We start from the raw sequence: 15,445 nt of genomic DNA, 5'->3' as shown, positions 1-15,445 counted from the left end.
GATTCATGTGGCAAGCTCAGATATTCACACTCTATCCTGATTTTTTTCCTGGCCCTTTAAATAAAGGGCTATATGGAAAAGCTTTAACAAATAAAATTTGGGATTTAAAAGTTGTAAATATTAGAGAGGCCACTGAGGATAAACACAAAACAGTAGATGATACTCCTTTTGGAGGTGGATCTGGAATGTTATTGAAAGCTGACATCTTAGCAAAATCTCTTGATGAAAATAAAAAAGAAGGTGAAAGAATTTTTTATTTATCACCAAAAGGAAAAAAGCTTGATCAGAAATTGGCACTAGAACTATCTAAAGAAAAATCCATTAGTTTAATTTGTGGTCATTTTGAAGGTGTTGATGAAAGATTATTATCTACAAGGAATATAGAAGAACTTAGCATAGGAGATTTTATTTTATCTGGAGGTGAAACCGCAGCATTTGTTGTGTTGGATAGTGTTCTTAGGTTGCTTCCAGGTGTCTTAGGAAATGAACGTTCAAAGACTGACGAGAGTTTTGAGAACGGGCTTTTGGAGTACCCCCAATACACAAAACCTCAAATTTGGGAGGAAAAAAGCGTTCCAGAGGTACTATTATCAGGAGATCACAACAAAATTAAAGACTGGCGTTTATCACAATCAGAGGCTATAACACGCGTCCGAAGACCAGATTTGTGGGAAAAATATAAGAAAAACTAACCTAATAAATACTACTATGAAAACAATTGAAGAAATAAACCAACATAACGTTAAAAAAATACTAGCTGAGAAGAAAATTCCAGATTTTTTTCCAGGAGATATAGTAAAAGTTGGTGTTAGAATTACAGAAGGTAAAAAAGATAGAATTCAATATTTTGAAGGTGTGTGTATTGCTAGAAAAAATAGAGATTTAAACTCTTCGTTTACAGTTAGAAAAATATCATTTGGTGAAGGTGTTGAGAGAACATTCCCACTATATGGAACAGTAATTGATTCAATTACTGTTATTAGACATGGAAAAGTTAGAAGAGCAAAATTATATTACTTAAGAGATAGAACCGGTAAATCAGCTAGAATTGCTGAAAGGATTAGAAAAAAAATTGGTATAGAAGTTGATGTTAAACCAGAAACGGTAACTGAAGAAACTATAGCACCAGTAGCAGTAGAAGCAGAAAAACAAGTGGAGGTTCAAGCAGAACCTGGAAAACAACCAGAAGTTCAAGTAGAACCTAAAACAGAAAAATCAGAAGAAAAAAAATAATTTTTTTTTCAATGCCTTTAACTCTTTACGATAAAATTTGGAACGATCACTTAGTAGATCAGCTAGATGATGGCACGGCATTATTATTTGTTGATCGACATTTAGTACATGAAGTTACAAGTCCACAAGCTTTTGAAGGATTAAGAAACTCTAATAGAAAAGTTAGACAACCTGGTTTAACGCTAGCAGTTGCAGATCATAATGTTCCAACTACCGATAGATCTAAAGGAATAGCAGATGTGGAATCTAAAATTCAAGTAGATACCTTAGAAAGTAATTGTAAAGAATTTGGAGTTCAGTATTTAGGAATGAATGACAAGAGACAGGGAATTGTTCATATCATTGGTCCAGAACAAGGTTTTACACAACCTGGAACAGTAATTGTTTGTGGAGACAGTCACACAGCAACACATGGTGCATTTGGTGCTTTGGCATTTGGAATTGGTACTTCCGAAGTAGAACATGTCCTAGCAACACAAACATTGGTTCAAAAAAAAGCAAAGAATTTTAGAATTAATGTTAATGGAAAACTTCCAATTGGTGTTACCTCTAAAGATGTAATCTTACAAATTATAGGAAACATTGGAACTGCAGGAGGAACAGGGTCGGTTATTGAGTATGCTGGCAGTCTAATTTCATCTTTAAGTGTAGAACAACGAATGACAATTTGTAATATGACTATTGAGGGAGGAGCAAGAGCAGGATTAATTGCTCCAGATGAAAAAATATTTGAATATTTAAAAGGTAAACCGATGTCTCCAAAAAATGAAAATTGGGATAAGGCTATGAAATATTGGGAAAGTTTAAAAACTGATGATGGAGCTAAATTTGATAAAGAAATAGATTTAGTAGCAGAAGACATTTTACCCATGATTACCTGGGGAACTTCCCCACAAGATGTAATTACTATAGATGGCAAAGTTCCAAATCCTAAAAATGAACAAGATGAAGACAAAAGGAACTCTTTAGAAAGGTCATTAAATTACATGGGTTTAGAGGCCGATACACTAGCTACAGACATTAAGATTGATAAGGTTTTTATAGGAAGTTGTACGAATGGAAGAATTGAAGATTTAAGGGAAGCAGCGAAAATTTTAAAAGATAAGAAGAAAGCGTCCCATGTTCATGCAATGGTTGTTCCAGGCTCAGGCTTAGTTAAAGAGCAGGCAGAGCAGGAAGGCCTAGATAAAATATTTATAGCTTCAGGTTTTGAATGGAGAGAGCCCGGTTGCTCAATGTGTCTTGCAATGAATGCGGATAAATTAAAACAAGGAGAAAGATGTGCTTCAACTTCAAACAGAAATTTTGAAGGAAGACAGGGTAGAGGTGGAAGAACACATTTAGTCAGTCCTGGAATGGCAGCAGCAGCTGCAATTTCTGGAAACTTAGATGATGTTAGAAAGTATCAAAACTAAAATGCAAAAATTCAACTCACTTACAAGTATCCCAGTTTATTTACCAATAGTAAATATTGATACAGATATGATTATTCCAAAACAATTTCTTAAAACAATTAAAAGAACAGGGTTAGGAAAAAACTTATTTTTTGAAATGAGGTATGATGATAATGGAAATGAAATAAAAGATTTTATTCTAAATCAAGAACCTCACAATCAATCAAAAATATTAATTGCAGGAAAAAACTTTGGCTGCGGTTCATCAAGAGAGCACGCGCCATGGGCACTTTTAGATTTTGGAATTACATGCGTGATAAGCTCTAGTTATGCTGATATTTTTTACAGTAACTGTTTCAAAAATGGAATTTTACCAATTACTTTACCAGAAGAAAAAATAAAAGAATTATCAGAATATTCAAAAAGAAAAGAAGAAATTTCAATAGACTTAAATGAAGAAAAGATAATTTTTGGAAATAATGAAATCAAGTTTGACATTGATCCTTTTAAAAAAAAATGTTTATTAGAAGGGCTTGATGATATTGCGCTGTCATTAGCCAAAAAAGAAAAAATCACAACCTTTGAAGAAAACTTAAAAAATAGTAAACCATGGATATTTAATGATAAAAATTAAAAAAAGAAAAATTTTACTTCTACCTGGGGATGGCATTGGGCCTGAGGTTATTCAAGAAGTTAAAAAAGTTATTTTATGGCTGAATTCAAATAAATCTCTAGATTTTGAAATTGATCAAGATTTAGCCGGTGGTTGTTCTTATGATAAGCATGGAACACCAATTACGGATGAAGTTTTTTATAAAGCTTTAGAAAGTGAATTTGTTATGTTGGGCGCAGTTGGTGGACCAAAATGGGATAACTTAGATTTTTCAAAAAAACCAGAAAGAGCCTTATTGAAATTAAGAAAAGAATTAAAATTATTTGCAAATTTAAGACCTGCAATTTGTTTTGAGCAATTAGTTGATGCCTCAACCCTAAAACCAGAAATTGTATCTGGATTAGACATTATGATAGTTAGAGAATTAACAGGTGGAATTTATTTTGGCGAGCCAAGAGGAATTAAGCCAATAGAAAATGGTGAAAGAAAAGGGATTAATACCCACTCATATACAACTAGTGAAATAGTTAGAGTAGCAAAAGTAGCTTTTGATCTAGCAAGAAAGAGATCAAATAAGGTTACTTCATGTGAAAAGTCGAATGTAATGGAAGCTGGACAACTTTGGAAAGAAGAAGTTCAAGAACTACACGATAAAGAATATAAAGATGTAGAATTAAGTCATATGCTTGCTGATAATTGTGCAATGCAATTATTGAAAAACCCAAAGCAATTTGATGTGATAGTTACTGACAATTTATTTGGAGATATGCTTTCTGATCAAGCCTCAATGTTAACTGGGTCTCTAGGTTTATTACCATCAGCTTCTTTAGGTGCAAAAAATAAAGATGGAGAAATGAGAGCTATGTATGAGCCTATTCATGGTTCTGCACCAGATATTGCTGGAAAAGAAATTGCAAACCCAATAGCCTCAATTTTAAGTTTTGCAATGGCCTTAAGGTACTCATTGGATTTAGATAGTGAAGCTGATGCTTTAGAAAAAGCGGTGCAAGATGTCTTAAATGATGGTCTTAGAACAAAAGATATTCTTTCTAAGGGAAAAAAAGAAGTATCAACATCAGCTATGGGTGATGCGATAATTTCAAAATTGCAATAATTAAATAATTATTCTAAAGTTCCGGGATGCCAAATTATACTGCACCAGTGGAAGATATGATGTTTCTTTTTGATAAATTAAGAAATAATAAAAATTATAATGATCTTGAAAAGTATAAAGAAGTTAATTCAGAATTAGTAAAAAATATTTTAGATGAAGCAGCTAAGATTAATCAAAACTTAATATTACCATTAGCAAAATCAGGTGATGAAAACCCAACAGTTCTAGAGAATGGTGTGGTTAGAACACCGCCTGGCTATAAAGAAGCTTATTCTAAATATATAGAAGATGGTTGGACTTCACTTTCTTGTGATCCAAAATATGGAGGACAAGGAATGCCAAAAACTGTAAGTGCTTTTTTTGACGAAATGTTATCATCTGCCAGTTTATCATTTAAACTTTATAGTGAGTTAAGTATTGGTGCATATAATTGTATTTCTCATCATGCTACAGATGAAATAAAAGAAAAATATCTTCCAAAAATGGTTGAAGGAAAATGGAGTGGTACGATGTGCCTTACTGAACCAGTATGTGGAACTGATTTGGGACTTTTAAAAACTAAAGCTATTGAGCAATCTGATGGAACTTTTAAGTTAAGTGGGCAGAAAATTTTCATTACTTCGGGTGATCAAGACTTAACAGAGAATATTATCCATTTAGTTATTGCAAGAGTAGCCGACTCTCCAGCGGGAACAAAAGGAATAAGTTTATTCTTAGTACCCAAGTTTGCAGTAAATGAAGATGGATCTATTGGGGCAAGAAATGGAGTTTCTACAGGGTCTATAGAAAGTAAAATGGGAATTAAAGGTTCTGCTACATGTGTATTAAACTTTGATGATGCAACTGGTTATATGATTGGATTAAAGAATAAAGGGTTAAATGCAATGTTTACCATGATGAATTTAGAGAGAATTGTTGTAGGAATTCAGGGCTTAGGAATTTCTGAAATTGCCTATCAAAATTCTTTAAGTTACGCGAAAGAAAGGAAACAAGGAAAAACAAATAATACAAAATCAACTAATGGAGCAGATTTTATAATTGAACATGCTGATATTAGAAAATCTTTGCTTAATATGAAATCTATTATTGAAGGTGAAAGAGCTTTATGTTTTTGGTTATCTCAACAAACAGAAGTTAGTCTTTATCATCCAGACGAAAAAATAAAGCAGGAAGCATCAGATATTGTGTCGTTAATGACACCAGTGGTTAAAACGATGTTTAGTGATATGGGAATGGAAATAACAAGTGAGGCTATGCAGGTTCATGGCGGTTATGGGTACACAAAAGACCAAGGAATAGAACAACTATATAGGGATAATAGAATCACCCCAATTTATGAAGGAACAAATTCAATTCAAGCAGCAGATTTGGTTTTTAGAAAATTGGTAAATAAAAATGGTGATATAATTAACAAGTATTTAGAGCTGATCAAGAATGATTGCAGTACTGAAAATGAAAAATTAAAACCTTTCATAAAAGAATTAAAAACACACCTAGAAATTTTATCTACTTTTACTGACTGGATTAAAGAAAAAGTTCAAAACTCAAAAGATGATGCAAGTGCAGCATGCAATGACTATTTAAAAGCATTGGGGTTCGTGTCTATAGCACATGCGTGGATAAAAGTTTTAGAAGTAAGCTTTAAAGATTATGAACAAAACAAAGACTTTTATGAAGATAAAATACAAACTGCAAATTTTTATTTTAAAAGAGTTTTACCAAGAGCGGAAAGTCATTTTAAAACTGCTACATCAGGAAGTGATTATATAATGAATTTTAAATTCAGTTAATATGAGTAATTACGATACAAATTTAGATAAAAATGAGGCTAATTTTGTTCCTCTTTCCCCTTTAACATTTTTAGAAAGAACTAAAGATATATATCCAAATTATGAAGCATTAGTTTATGAAAGTAGGTCTTATACTTGGGGAGAGGTTTATAAAAGATGCGTTAAGTTTGCTAGCGCACTAGATAAATTGGGCGTAAAAACTGGAGATACAGTTTCTATAATGGCTTTCAATACACCAGAAATTTTTGAAGCACATTATTCAATACCAATGGTGGGAGCAGTGATTAATGCAATCAATACAAGACTAGACCCTAATACAGTAAGTTATATTTTACAGCATAGTGATGCAAAGGTTTTAATTGTAGATAGACAATTTCACGATGTAATTGAAAAGGCTTTAAAGAATGTTAAAAATAAAATTACAATTATTGATATTGATGACCAAGATATAGATACAAGTTCTTTCAAAAAAATAGGAGAGCTTGAATATGAAAGTTTTTTAAATACAGGTGATGAAAATTATGAATGGAAAAAACCAAAAGATGAATGGGAAGCAATTTCATTAAGTTACACGTCTGGAACCACTGGAAGCCCTAAAGGAGTAGTTTATCATCATAGAGGCTCATATTTAATGTCAACCGGCAGTGCCACAGCGTGGAATATACCTAACAAAATAAATTTTTTATGTGTTGTGCCAATGTTTCATTGTAATGGCTGGTGCTATCCTTGGACACTAGCAATGTTACATGCAAGAGTAATTTGTTTAAGAAACATCGATGTAAAAAAGATGTTTGAATTAATTGATAAATATGAAGTAACTCATTTTGGTGGAGCCCCAATAGTATTAAATATGATTGTTAATGCTCCAAAAGAAGATCAAAAAGCTTTAAAAAGAAAAGTAAATGTTTTGACTGCAGGTGCACCGCCACCAAGCATCATCTTTGAAAAAATGGAAAACCTTGGCTTTGAAGTGATGCATGTTTATGGATTAACTGAAACTTATGGTCATATGTTGCAGTGTGCATGGAATGAAGATTGGAATTCTTTAGAAAAAGAAAAAAAGAATGAAATCAAAGCAAGGCAAGGTGTAAGGTACCCAAACACAGAGGGTGCTATTGTAATGGATCCAGAAACAATGAAGCCAGTGCCCAAAGATGGAAAGACTATGGGTGAAATTATGATTAGAGGAAATATCGTAATGAAAGGTTACTACAAAGATAAAGAAGCAACAGATAGGTCAATGGCAGGTGGATGGTTTCATTCAGGAGATTTAGCTGTGACCCATCCTGATGGATATATAAAAATTCAAGATAGATCTAAAGATATTATTATTTCTGGAGGAGAAAATATTTCTTCAATAGAAATTGAAAATGCAATTGCAAAACACCCTTCAGTTTCTTTAGCAGCTGTAGTGGCTAAGTCAGATGAAAAATGGGGAGAAACACCTTGTGCTTTTGTTGAATTAATTAAAGATAAGCCAGCAACTGAAAAAGAAATAATAGATTTTTGTAGAGAAACATTGGCAGGATTCAAAATCCCCAAAAGTGTTATTTTTTGTGATTTACCAAAAACTTCAACAGGAAAAATTCAAAAATTTGAACTAAGAAATAAAGTTAAGGAATTAAGTTGATCTTTCAGCTAGACAATAAGAATGTCTTTGTATCGGATTCAGGTCAAGGTATTGATAAAAAAAAAGTCACAATAGTTTTACTTCATGGAAGTGGTCTCTCACATATTGTTTGGTCTTTAACAGAGCAGTATTTATCAAATCAAAATTACAATGTTTTAGCAATTGATTTACCTGGTCATGGAAATTCTGAGGGTGATTGTTTAAAATCGATAGAAGAAATTTCAGATTGGTTAGAAAAAGTTTTTAAAGAACTTAATGTTTCTGAATTAACAATAATAGGTCATTCCCAAGGGTGTTTGGAAGCATTGGAATATTATTCAAGATATTCAAAAAGAGTTAAAAATTTAATATTTGTTGGTGGTTCTTATAGAATGCCTGTTAATCAAGATTTAATAGATCTTGCTGAGAGTGGAGATGATAAAGCAGTTAAATTAATGATGAAATGGAGCTATGAAAACTCTAAAAAGTTTATTGGAGGTAATCCTGTAGAAAAAATTATTAATTCTCCAAGAGATATTAGGGAGGTTTTAGCCATTGATCTTATAGCTTGTAATAATTATAAAAACGGATCTGAGGCTTTAAAATCAATCAAGTGTCCCACATTATTTATTTTTGGTGAACTAGATAAGATGGTTAACCTTGAAAAAGGCAAGAAATTTGCTGAACTTATTCCTAATTCAAAAACTCATATAATAAAAGAATGTGGACATATGATTATGTTTGAAAAAGCTTTTGAAATGAGAGAAAAGATCTCTAAATTTTTAAAAAAATGAAAAACTTTTCAGTAGCAAAATCTAGAAGATTAAGAAGTACTCCTTATACCTCAAGAATAGAGAAACAAGGGGTTACAGCATACACAATTTATAATCATATGCTGTTACCTGCTGCATTTGGATCAATAGAGGATAGCTACAAACATTTAAAAGAGCACGTTCAAGTATGGGATGTTGCTGCAGAAAGACAAGTAGAAATATCAGGAAAAGACTCTGCAGAGTTAGTACAATTGATGACATGTAGAGATTTATCAAAATCTAAAATTGGGAGATGTTATTATTGTCCAATAATAGATGAAAATGGAAATTTAGTTAATGATCCAGTTGTTCTAAAGCTGGATGAAAATAGATGGTGGCTATCAATAGCAGACTCGGATGTAATCTTTTTTGCCAAAGGTTTGGCATCTGGACATAAATTCGATGTTAAAATTATAGAACCAGTGGTGGATATAATGGCAATACAGGGTCCGAAATCATTTGCATTAATGGAAAAAGTTTTTGGAAAAAAAATTACTGAACTAAAATTCTTTGGATTTGATTATTTCGATTTTGAAGGGACAAAGCATCTTATAGCAAGGTCAGGATGGTCTAAACAAGGTGGATATGAAGTTTATGTTCAAAATACAGAGTCAGGACAAAAATTATATGACTATCTTTTTGAAGTTGGAAAAGAATTTAATGTAGGACCTGGGTGTCCAAACTTAATAGAGAGAATTGAGAGTGCATTGCTATCTTATGGAAATGATTTTGATAACAGTGATAATCCATTTGAATGTGGTTTTGATCAATATGTTAGTTTGGATAGTGATATAAATTTTTTAGGAAAAGATAAATTAAAAGAAGTTAAATCAAAAGGAGCCCAAAAGAAGTTAATGGGTATTAAAATTGATATAAAAGAAATTAGTCTCACAGGATCAAAAAATTTATATGATGAGAAAAATAATATAATTGGTGAATTAAGATCGGCTTGTTATTCACCTCATTTTCAAATGGTTATTGGAATAGCAATGATCCAGAAGTCCTACTGGGAAGTATCTCAAACCTTTAAAATTCAAATAAATGACAACACTTTTCGTGGAAAAGTTTGCGATTTACCCTTCATCTAGTATAAAAGCCTAATAACATCATGAATATAGCAATTGTAGGAGCCACAGGTAATGTTGGAAGAAAAATTCTCGAAGTTCTAGAGAGAAAAAAACTTCCTATAAAGGAACTATTTTTAGTTGCTTCACCAAGAAGTGCTGGTCAAAAAATAGATTTTAGTGGCAAAGAACATGAGGTCTTCAACCTTGAAACATTTGATTTTTCAAAAATTAAAATTACTTTCTTTGCGGCAGGTGGAAAAATTTCAGAACAATATGCTTTAAAAGCAGCAAAGCACTCAATAGTTATAGATAATTCTAGTTTTTTTAGAATGGATCCTGATGTGCCATTAATTGTTCCACAGGTAAATCCAGAAGCAATTAAGAGTATGAAAAAAAATATAATTGCTAACCCTAATTGCTCAACAGCTCAGTTAGTAATTGCTCTTAAACCGTTACATGACTTATTCAATATTGTACGAATAGTTGTTTCGACATATCAGTCTGTTTCAGGTGGTGGCAAAGACCCCATGGATGAACTAATAGAACAAACTAAATCATCTCTAGAAAATAAAGAAATTAAACCTAGAAATTTTACTAAACAAATTGCTTTTAACGCCATTCCCCACATCGATGTTTTTGCAGATGATGGTTATACTAAAGAAGAATTAAAAATGACTAATGAAACCAAAAAAATTCTTGGTGACAAAATAGAATTAACAGCAACATGTGTAAGAGTTCCAGTTATGGTTTCTCATGCCGAGTCAGTAAATATTCAATTTGAAAAATCATTTTCTTTAGAAAAAGTTAGAGACACTCTTAGTAAAGCAGAGGGCTGTAAAGTTTACGATAAAAGAGAAGATGGAGGATATAGTACTCCAATTGAAGCAGAAGGTAGAGACGAAACTTATATTTCAAGAATAAGAGAAGATAAAACTAACAAGAATTCATTAAACCTATGGATTGTTTCTGATAATTTACTTAGAGGAGCGGCATTGAATGCTGTTGAAATTGCAGAAACTTTAATTAAAAATAATCTTAATGGAAAATAATAATCCTTTATCACCACATATTCAGATCTACAGATGGCACATATCTTCTTTAGTATCTATTTCACATAGAATTACAGGAATAATAAATATAGCTGCCATAACAATAATTTGTTTTTGGATTGCATCCTTACTATTAGGTGAAAATAGTTATGAGTTTACTAAGGTACTTTTAAATTCTATTTTAGGAAAATTCATAATTTTAGGTTTAACATGGTCATTTAGTTTCCAGATATTAAGTGAAATAAGACATTTAATTATGGACCTAGGATATGGGTTTGAATTAAAAGTAACAAAGATAACAGGATTAATCGTGATCATTGGTTCATTTTTTTTAACAATTTTAATTTATTTAATTGGAAAGCAATTTATTTAGTATGAATAACGTGACTAAAAAATGGCTATTAATGAGAGTAAGCTCTGTGGTGTTAATACCGTTAATGACATGGTTTATTTTAAATTTAGTTTCAGTTTTCAATAAAGATTATGTTGATATTGTTAATTTTTTTTCAAATCAGCCATCTAAATTTTTAGTTTCTTTGTTGCTAGTTTTTGCTTATTTTTTTTCAGCTTTAAGTATTAGCGAGGTATTTGAAGACTATATACAGGATGAAAAAATCAAAAATGTCGCAAACAAAACTTTGAATATATTTGCTATAATAATTCCCTTAATTACAATTATAATAATATTTAATTTAAATACATGAGTTCATATAAAATTATAGATCATGAATACGATGTCATCGTACTTGGCGCAGGAGGCTCAGGCTTAAGAGCCGCTGTTGGTTTAAGTGAAGCTGGTTTAAAGACAGCCTGTATTTCAAAAGTATTTCCAACAAGAAGTCATACCTCTGCCGCTCAAGGAGGAATTTCTGCATCTTTAGGGAATATGGGCGAAGATGATTGGCGTTGGCATATGTATGATACTGTCAAAGGTGCTGACTGGTTAGGTGACCAAGATAGTATAGAGTATCTTTGTAAAGAAGCTCCAGCAGCTGTTATAGAATTAGAAAAATACGGAGTTCCATTTAGTAGAACTGATGATGGTAAAATTTACCAAAGACCTTTTGGTGGAATGACAAAAAATTATGGCAATGGAATTGTTCAAAGAACATGCGCAGCCGCAGATAGAACTGGACATGCAATACTTCATACCCTTTATGGACAAGCTTTAAAACATAACACTGAATTTTTTATTGAATACTTTGCTCTAGATTTATTAATGAAAGATGGTGAATGCAAAGGTCTTATTGCTTGGAATTTAAATGATGGAACAATTCATAGATTTAGAGCTCATAGTACAATAATTGCAACAGGTGGTTATGGAAAAGCTTATTATTCTGCAACTTCAGCACACACTTGTACTGGAGATGGAAATGCAATGGTTTTAAGAGCAGGTTTACCATTACAAGATATGGAATTTGTACAATTTCACCCAACAGGAATTTATGGACATGGAACTTTAATTTCTGAAGGTGTTAGAGGAGAAGGTGGTTATTTAGTTAATTCAAAAGGTGAAAGATTTATGGAGCGTTATGCACCAAAAGCTAAAGACTTAGCATCTAGAGATGTAGTAAGTAGATCAATGTCAATTGAGATTAATGAAGGAAGAGGTGTGGGTAAAGAACAGGATCATGTTCACTTACACTTAAGTCATTTAGACAAAAGTATTATTGAAAGTAGACTTCCAGGAATAACTGAAGCAGCAAGATTATTTGCAAATGTTGATGTAACTAAAGAGCCAATACCTGTAGTTCCCACTGTTCATTACAATATGGGAGGTATCCCAACAAATTATAAAGCCGAAGTATTAACAGGAAACGATTCTGAAACAGTTCCAGGATTAATGGCAATTGGTGAGGCTGCCTGTGTTTCTGTTCATGGAGCGAATAGGTTGGGGTCTAATTCTTTAATTGACCTAGTTGTATTTGGAAGAGCCGCAGCTAGAAGAGCTGCAGAACTTGTAAAACCAGGAACTCCACACGAGGATATAGGAGAGACTGAAACAGAAAAATGCTTAGAAAGATTTGATAAATTAAGAAACTCTAATGGTGAAAACAGTACTGCAGAACTTAGACTTTCAATGCAAAAAACTATGCAATCAAAGTGTGCTGTTTTTAGAACAGAAAAAACACTTAAAGAGGGTGTTGATGATATTAGAAAAGCATTCGATGGAATGGAATCAATTTCTGTAAAAGATAAGTCGCTTGTTTTTAATACCGATTTAGTGGAAACATTGGAGTTTGATAATTTGATAAGACAAGCAATTACAACAGTGGATTCTGCTTATAATAGACAAGAGAGTAGAGGTGCACATGCAAGAGAAGATTTCCCAAAAAGAGATGATGAAAAATTTATGCAACACACCATTGCTTGGTGTAATGGAAAAGATTCAAAAATTGGTTATAGACCAGTTACTAAAACAACTTTAACAAATGAAGTTCAATACTTTCCACCACAAGAAAGAGTTTACTAGTGGTTCAAATAAATTTACCTAAAAATTCAGAAGTTCAAAAAGGTATCTATTATCAAGATAAAACTGGATCAAAAAATATCAGAAAAGTAAATGTTTATAGATGGGATCCCTCAAATGGAGAAAACCCAAGAGAGGACACTTATGAAGTTGATATGGATAACTGTCCTTCAAAAGTATTAGATATTTTAAATAAGATTAAAAACGAAATTGACCCATCATTGGCTTATCGGAGATCTTGTGCACATGGTGTTTGTGGGTCTTGTGCAATGAATATGGATGGTAAAAATGGTTTAGCATGTACAAAACCTCACTCAGAAATTGAAGGAGATATAAATATTTATCCACTACCTCACCTAAAAGTTAAAAAAGATTTAATTGGGGACTTAAGTGGATTGTACAAACAATATGAATCAATTGAGCCTTGGTTGAAAACAAATACAAAAGTTGAAACTACAGAAATTATTCAATCTCAAAAAGATAGAAAAAAATTAGATGGTGCATACGAATGTATCATGTGTGCATGTTGCTCCACTTCTTGTCCAAGCTATTGGTGGAATGAGGATAAATTTTTAGGTCCTGCAGTTTTGCTTCAAGCTTATAGGTGGATAGTAGATAGTAGAGATGATGAAAGAAAAGAGAGATTAAAAAAAGTAGCTGATGAACTTAAGTTGTATAGATGTCATACTATTATGAATTGCACCAATGCTTGTCCTAAGGGATTAAATCCAGCAAAAGCTATAGCTGAATTGAAAAAAATGCTTGCAACAAGCTAATTACCCCTTTAAATAACACCATTCATGAATTTATTAGAACATTTTGTTGGTGGAAAGCTAATTTCAGGCTCATCTGATAGAAAAAGTAAAATTTTTAACCCTGCAACAGGCGAACAAGAGTCTGAGGTAAGATTAGCCAGTAAAACTGATCTTGATCAAGCTGTAGAAGTAGCTCAAAAAGCTTTTGAAACTTGGTCATTAAAACCTGCCCTTCAAAGAGCAAGAGTGATGTTCAAATTTAAAGAATTAATAGAAAAGAATGCTGATGAACTTACAAAATTAATAGTCTCAGAGCATGGCAAGGTTTATGAAGATGCTAAAGGTTCTTTAACAAGAGGCTTAGAAGTTGTTGAGTTTGCCTGTGGAATTCCACATTTACTTAAAGGAGAATTTTCAGAGAATGTAGGAACAAATGTTGATAGCTGGTCGATGCGTCAGCCTCTTGGAGTTGTCGCTGGTATTACACCTTTTAATTTTCCAGCAATGGTACCTATGTGGATGTTCCCTTTAGCTATTGCATGTGGAAATACCTTTATTTTAAAACCATCAGAAAAAGACCCATCTTGCCCACTAAGATTAGCAGAATTACTAACGGAAGCCGGACTACCTGATGGTGTTTTTAATGTTGTTAATGGAGACAAAGAGTCTGTTGATGCAATTTTAACGAACAAAGATGTCAAAGCTGTAAGTTTTGTAGGTTCAACACCAATCGCAAAATATATTTATGAAAATTCTGCTAAAAATGAAAAAAGAGTTCAAGCTTTAGGTGGTGCAAAAAATCATTTAGTTGTAATGCCTGACTGTGACCTTGATGGTGCAGTAAATGGATTAATGGGTGCTGCATATGGGTCAGCAGGAGAAAGATGTATGGCACAATCAGTAGCAGTAGCTGTAGGAGATATAGGTGATGAGTTAGTTGCTCGTTTATCAAAAAAGGCTGAAGCATTAAAAGTAGGGCCTGGTATGGATAAAACATCTGAGATGGGTCCACTAGTTACAAAAGAACATTTAGAAAAAGTAAAAAGTTATGTTGATCTTGGAGTTGAAGAAGGTGCTAAATTAATTGTTGATGGAAGAAATATAAAACTTCAAGGATATGAAAATGGTTTCTTTATAGGTGGCTGTTTATTTGATCATGTTAAAAAAGATATGAGAATTTATAAAGAAGAAATATTTGGACCTGTCTTATCAGTTATAAGAGTTAAAACTTTTGAAGAAGCAACAAAGCTAATTAACGATCATGAGTATGGTAACGGAGTAAGTATTTATACAAGAGATGGTGATGCTGGAAGAACATTTGCCAGTAAAATTCAAGTTGGTATGGTCGGAATTAATGTTCCAATACCAGTACCAATGGCATTCCATAGTTTTGGTGGATGGAAAAGATCATTATTTGGAGATAGCGCAATGCACGGTGCTGAAGGAATTAAATTTTATACAAAACTTAAAACAGTAACATCTAGATGGCCTTCTGGAATAAGATCTAATGCAGAATTTGTCATGCCAACAATGAAATAA

15 protein-coding genes are annotated in these 15,445 nt (G+C 32.4%); all 15 read left to right on the top strand.

Annotated features, from left to right (window positions below):
• Positions 1-5: 5 nt before the first annotated feature.
• Genes trmD through AC5YGC_RS06695 form a run of 15 tightly spaced genes read left to right on the top strand, consistent with a single transcriptional unit; the run spans position 6 to position 15,445 of the window.
• Complete coding sequence (gene trmD / locus AC5YGC_RS06765; RefSeq protein ID WP_496139458.1) at positions 6-692, top strand: tRNA (guanosine(37)-N1)-methyltransferase TrmD; 687 nt, start codon at positions 6-8, stop codon at positions 690-692.
• Between the two features lie 16 nt (positions 693-708).
• Positions 709-1,233 carry a 50S ribosomal protein L19 gene (gene rplS / locus AC5YGC_RS06760; RefSeq protein WP_496139457.1) on the top strand — a complete coding sequence of 175 codons (525 nt, stop codon included), beginning with the start codon at positions 709-711 and terminating at the stop codon, positions 1,231-1,233.
• Positions 1,234-1,244: 11 nt separating this feature from the next.
• Positions 1,245-2,648, top strand: a complete 1,404-nt coding sequence (gene leuC, locus AC5YGC_RS06755; RefSeq protein WP_496139456.1) for a 3-isopropylmalate dehydratase large subunit — start codon at positions 1,245-1,247, stop codon at positions 2,646-2,648.
• A gap of 1 nt (position 2,649) precedes the next feature.
• On the top strand, positions 2,650-3,261 hold the full coding sequence (leuD, locus tag AC5YGC_RS06750; RefSeq protein WP_496139455.1) for a 3-isopropylmalate dehydratase small subunit: 612 nt from the start codon (positions 2,650-2,652) through the stop codon (positions 3,259-3,261).
• A complete protein-coding gene (gene leuB / locus AC5YGC_RS06745; RefSeq protein WP_496139454.1) occupies positions 3,248-4,354 on the top strand; it encodes a 3-isopropylmalate dehydrogenase in 1,107 nt (368 codons plus the stop codon). The genes leuD and leuB overlap by 14 nt, the downstream gene beginning before the upstream one ends.
• Before the next feature lie 26 nt (positions 4,355-4,380).
• Positions 4,381-6,144 (top strand): acyl-CoA dehydrogenase C-terminal domain-containing protein, encoded by a 1,764-nt coding sequence (locus tag AC5YGC_RS06740; protein WP_496139453.1) that lies wholly within the window; start codon positions 4,381-4,383, stop codon positions 6,142-6,144.
• 1 nt (position 6,145) lies between these two features.
• Positions 6,146-7,774, top strand: a complete 1,629-nt coding sequence (locus tag AC5YGC_RS06735) for a long-chain-fatty-acid--CoA ligase (RefSeq protein ID WP_496139451.1) — start codon at positions 6,146-6,148, stop codon at positions 7,772-7,774.
• Positions 7,771-8,547 carry an alpha/beta fold hydrolase gene (locus tag AC5YGC_RS06730; protein ID WP_496139450.1) on the top strand — a complete coding sequence of 259 codons (777 nt, stop codon included), beginning with the start codon at positions 7,771-7,773 and terminating at the stop codon, positions 8,545-8,547. The genes AC5YGC_RS06735 and AC5YGC_RS06730 overlap by 4 nt, the downstream gene beginning before the upstream one ends.
• Positions 8,544-9,653, top strand: coding sequence for a dimethylsulfoniopropionate demethylase (locus tag AC5YGC_RS06725; RefSeq protein WP_496139449.1), 1,110 nt, complete (start codon positions 8,544-8,546; stop codon positions 9,651-9,653). Before AC5YGC_RS06730 ends, AC5YGC_RS06725 begins: the two co-directional genes overlap by 4 nt.
• Positions 9,654-9,673: 20 nt before the next feature.
• Positions 9,674-10,681 (top strand): aspartate-semialdehyde dehydrogenase, encoded by a 1,008-nt coding sequence (locus AC5YGC_RS06720; RefSeq protein WP_496139448.1) that lies wholly within the window; start codon positions 9,674-9,676, stop codon positions 10,679-10,681.
• On the top strand, positions 10,671-11,054 hold the full coding sequence (gene sdhC, locus AC5YGC_RS06715) for a succinate dehydrogenase, cytochrome b556 subunit (RefSeq protein ID WP_496139447.1): 384 nt from the start codon (positions 10,671-10,673) through the stop codon (positions 11,052-11,054). Before AC5YGC_RS06720 ends, sdhC begins: the two co-directional genes overlap by 11 nt.
• A 1-nt stretch (position 11,055) precedes the next feature.
• Complete coding sequence (gene sdhD, locus AC5YGC_RS06710) at positions 11,056-11,385, top strand: succinate dehydrogenase, hydrophobic membrane anchor protein (protein WP_415313326.1); 330 nt, start codon at positions 11,056-11,058, stop codon at positions 11,383-11,385.
• The gene (gene sdhA / locus AC5YGC_RS06705) at positions 11,382-13,154 is read left to right on the top strand and encodes a succinate dehydrogenase flavoprotein subunit (RefSeq protein ID WP_496139446.1); all 1,773 of its coding nucleotides are present in this window, start codon (positions 11,382-11,384) and stop codon (positions 13,152-13,154) included. Before sdhD ends, sdhA begins: the two co-directional genes overlap by 4 nt.
• Entirely contained in the window at positions 13,154-13,927 is a 774-nt protein-coding gene (locus tag AC5YGC_RS06700; RefSeq protein ID WP_415308234.1) for a succinate dehydrogenase iron-sulfur subunit, read from the top strand. Before sdhA ends, AC5YGC_RS06700 begins: the two co-directional genes overlap by 1 nt.
• 24 nt (positions 13,928-13,951) lie before the next feature.
• Positions 13,952-15,445 (top strand): CoA-acylating methylmalonate-semialdehyde dehydrogenase, encoded by a 1,494-nt coding sequence (locus AC5YGC_RS06695; protein ID WP_496139445.1) that lies wholly within the window; start codon positions 13,952-13,954, stop codon positions 15,443-15,445.

The organism is Candidatus Pelagibacter sp. uisw_138 (genome assembly GCF_059512485.2).
The sequence above is the reverse complement of the archived record's forward strand: the minus strand, read 5'-3'. Positions and strand labels throughout refer to the sequence as shown.

Bases quoted from the DNA above. Each gene is read 5' to 3' on its own strand.
- trmD (WP_496139458.1), top strand. From the start codon at position 6: ATGTGGCAAGCTCAGATATTCACACTCTATCCTGATTTTTTTCCTGGC.
- rplS (WP_496139457.1), top strand. From the start codon at position 709: ATGAAAACAATTGAAGAAATAAACCAACATAACGTTAAAAAAATACTA.
- leuC (WP_496139456.1), top strand. From the start codon at position 1,245: ATGCCTTTAACTCTTTACGATAAAATTTGGAACGATCACTTAGTAGAT.
- leuD (WP_496139455.1), top strand. From the start codon at position 2,650: ATGCAAAAATTCAACTCACTTACAAGTATCCCAGTTTATTTACCAATA.
- leuB (WP_496139454.1), top strand. From the start codon at position 3,248: ATGATAAAAATTAAAAAAAGAAAAATTTTACTTCTACCTGGGGATGGC.
- AC5YGC_RS06740 (WP_496139453.1), top strand. From the start codon at position 4,381: ATGCCAAATTATACTGCACCAGTGGAAGATATGATGTTTCTTTTTGAT.
- AC5YGC_RS06735 (WP_496139451.1), top strand. From the start codon at position 6,146: ATGAGTAATTACGATACAAATTTAGATAAAAATGAGGCTAATTTTGTT.
- AC5YGC_RS06725 (WP_496139449.1), top strand. From the start codon at position 8,544: ATGAAAAACTTTTCAGTAGCAAAATCTAGAAGATTAAGAAGTACTCCT.
- AC5YGC_RS06720 (WP_496139448.1), top strand. From the start codon at position 9,674: ATGAATATAGCAATTGTAGGAGCCACAGGTAATGTTGGAAGAAAAATT.
- sdhC (WP_496139447.1), top strand. From the start codon at position 10,671: ATGGAAAATAATAATCCTTTATCACCACATATTCAGATCTACAGATGG.
- sdhD (WP_415313326.1), top strand. From the start codon at position 11,056: ATGAATAACGTGACTAAAAAATGGCTATTAATGAGAGTAAGCTCTGTG.
- sdhA (WP_496139446.1), top strand. From the start codon at position 11,382: ATGAGTTCATATAAAATTATAGATCATGAATACGATGTCATCGTACTT.
- AC5YGC_RS06695 (WP_496139445.1), top strand. From the start codon at position 13,952: ATGAATTTATTAGAACATTTTGTTGGTGGAAAGCTAATTTCAGGCTCA.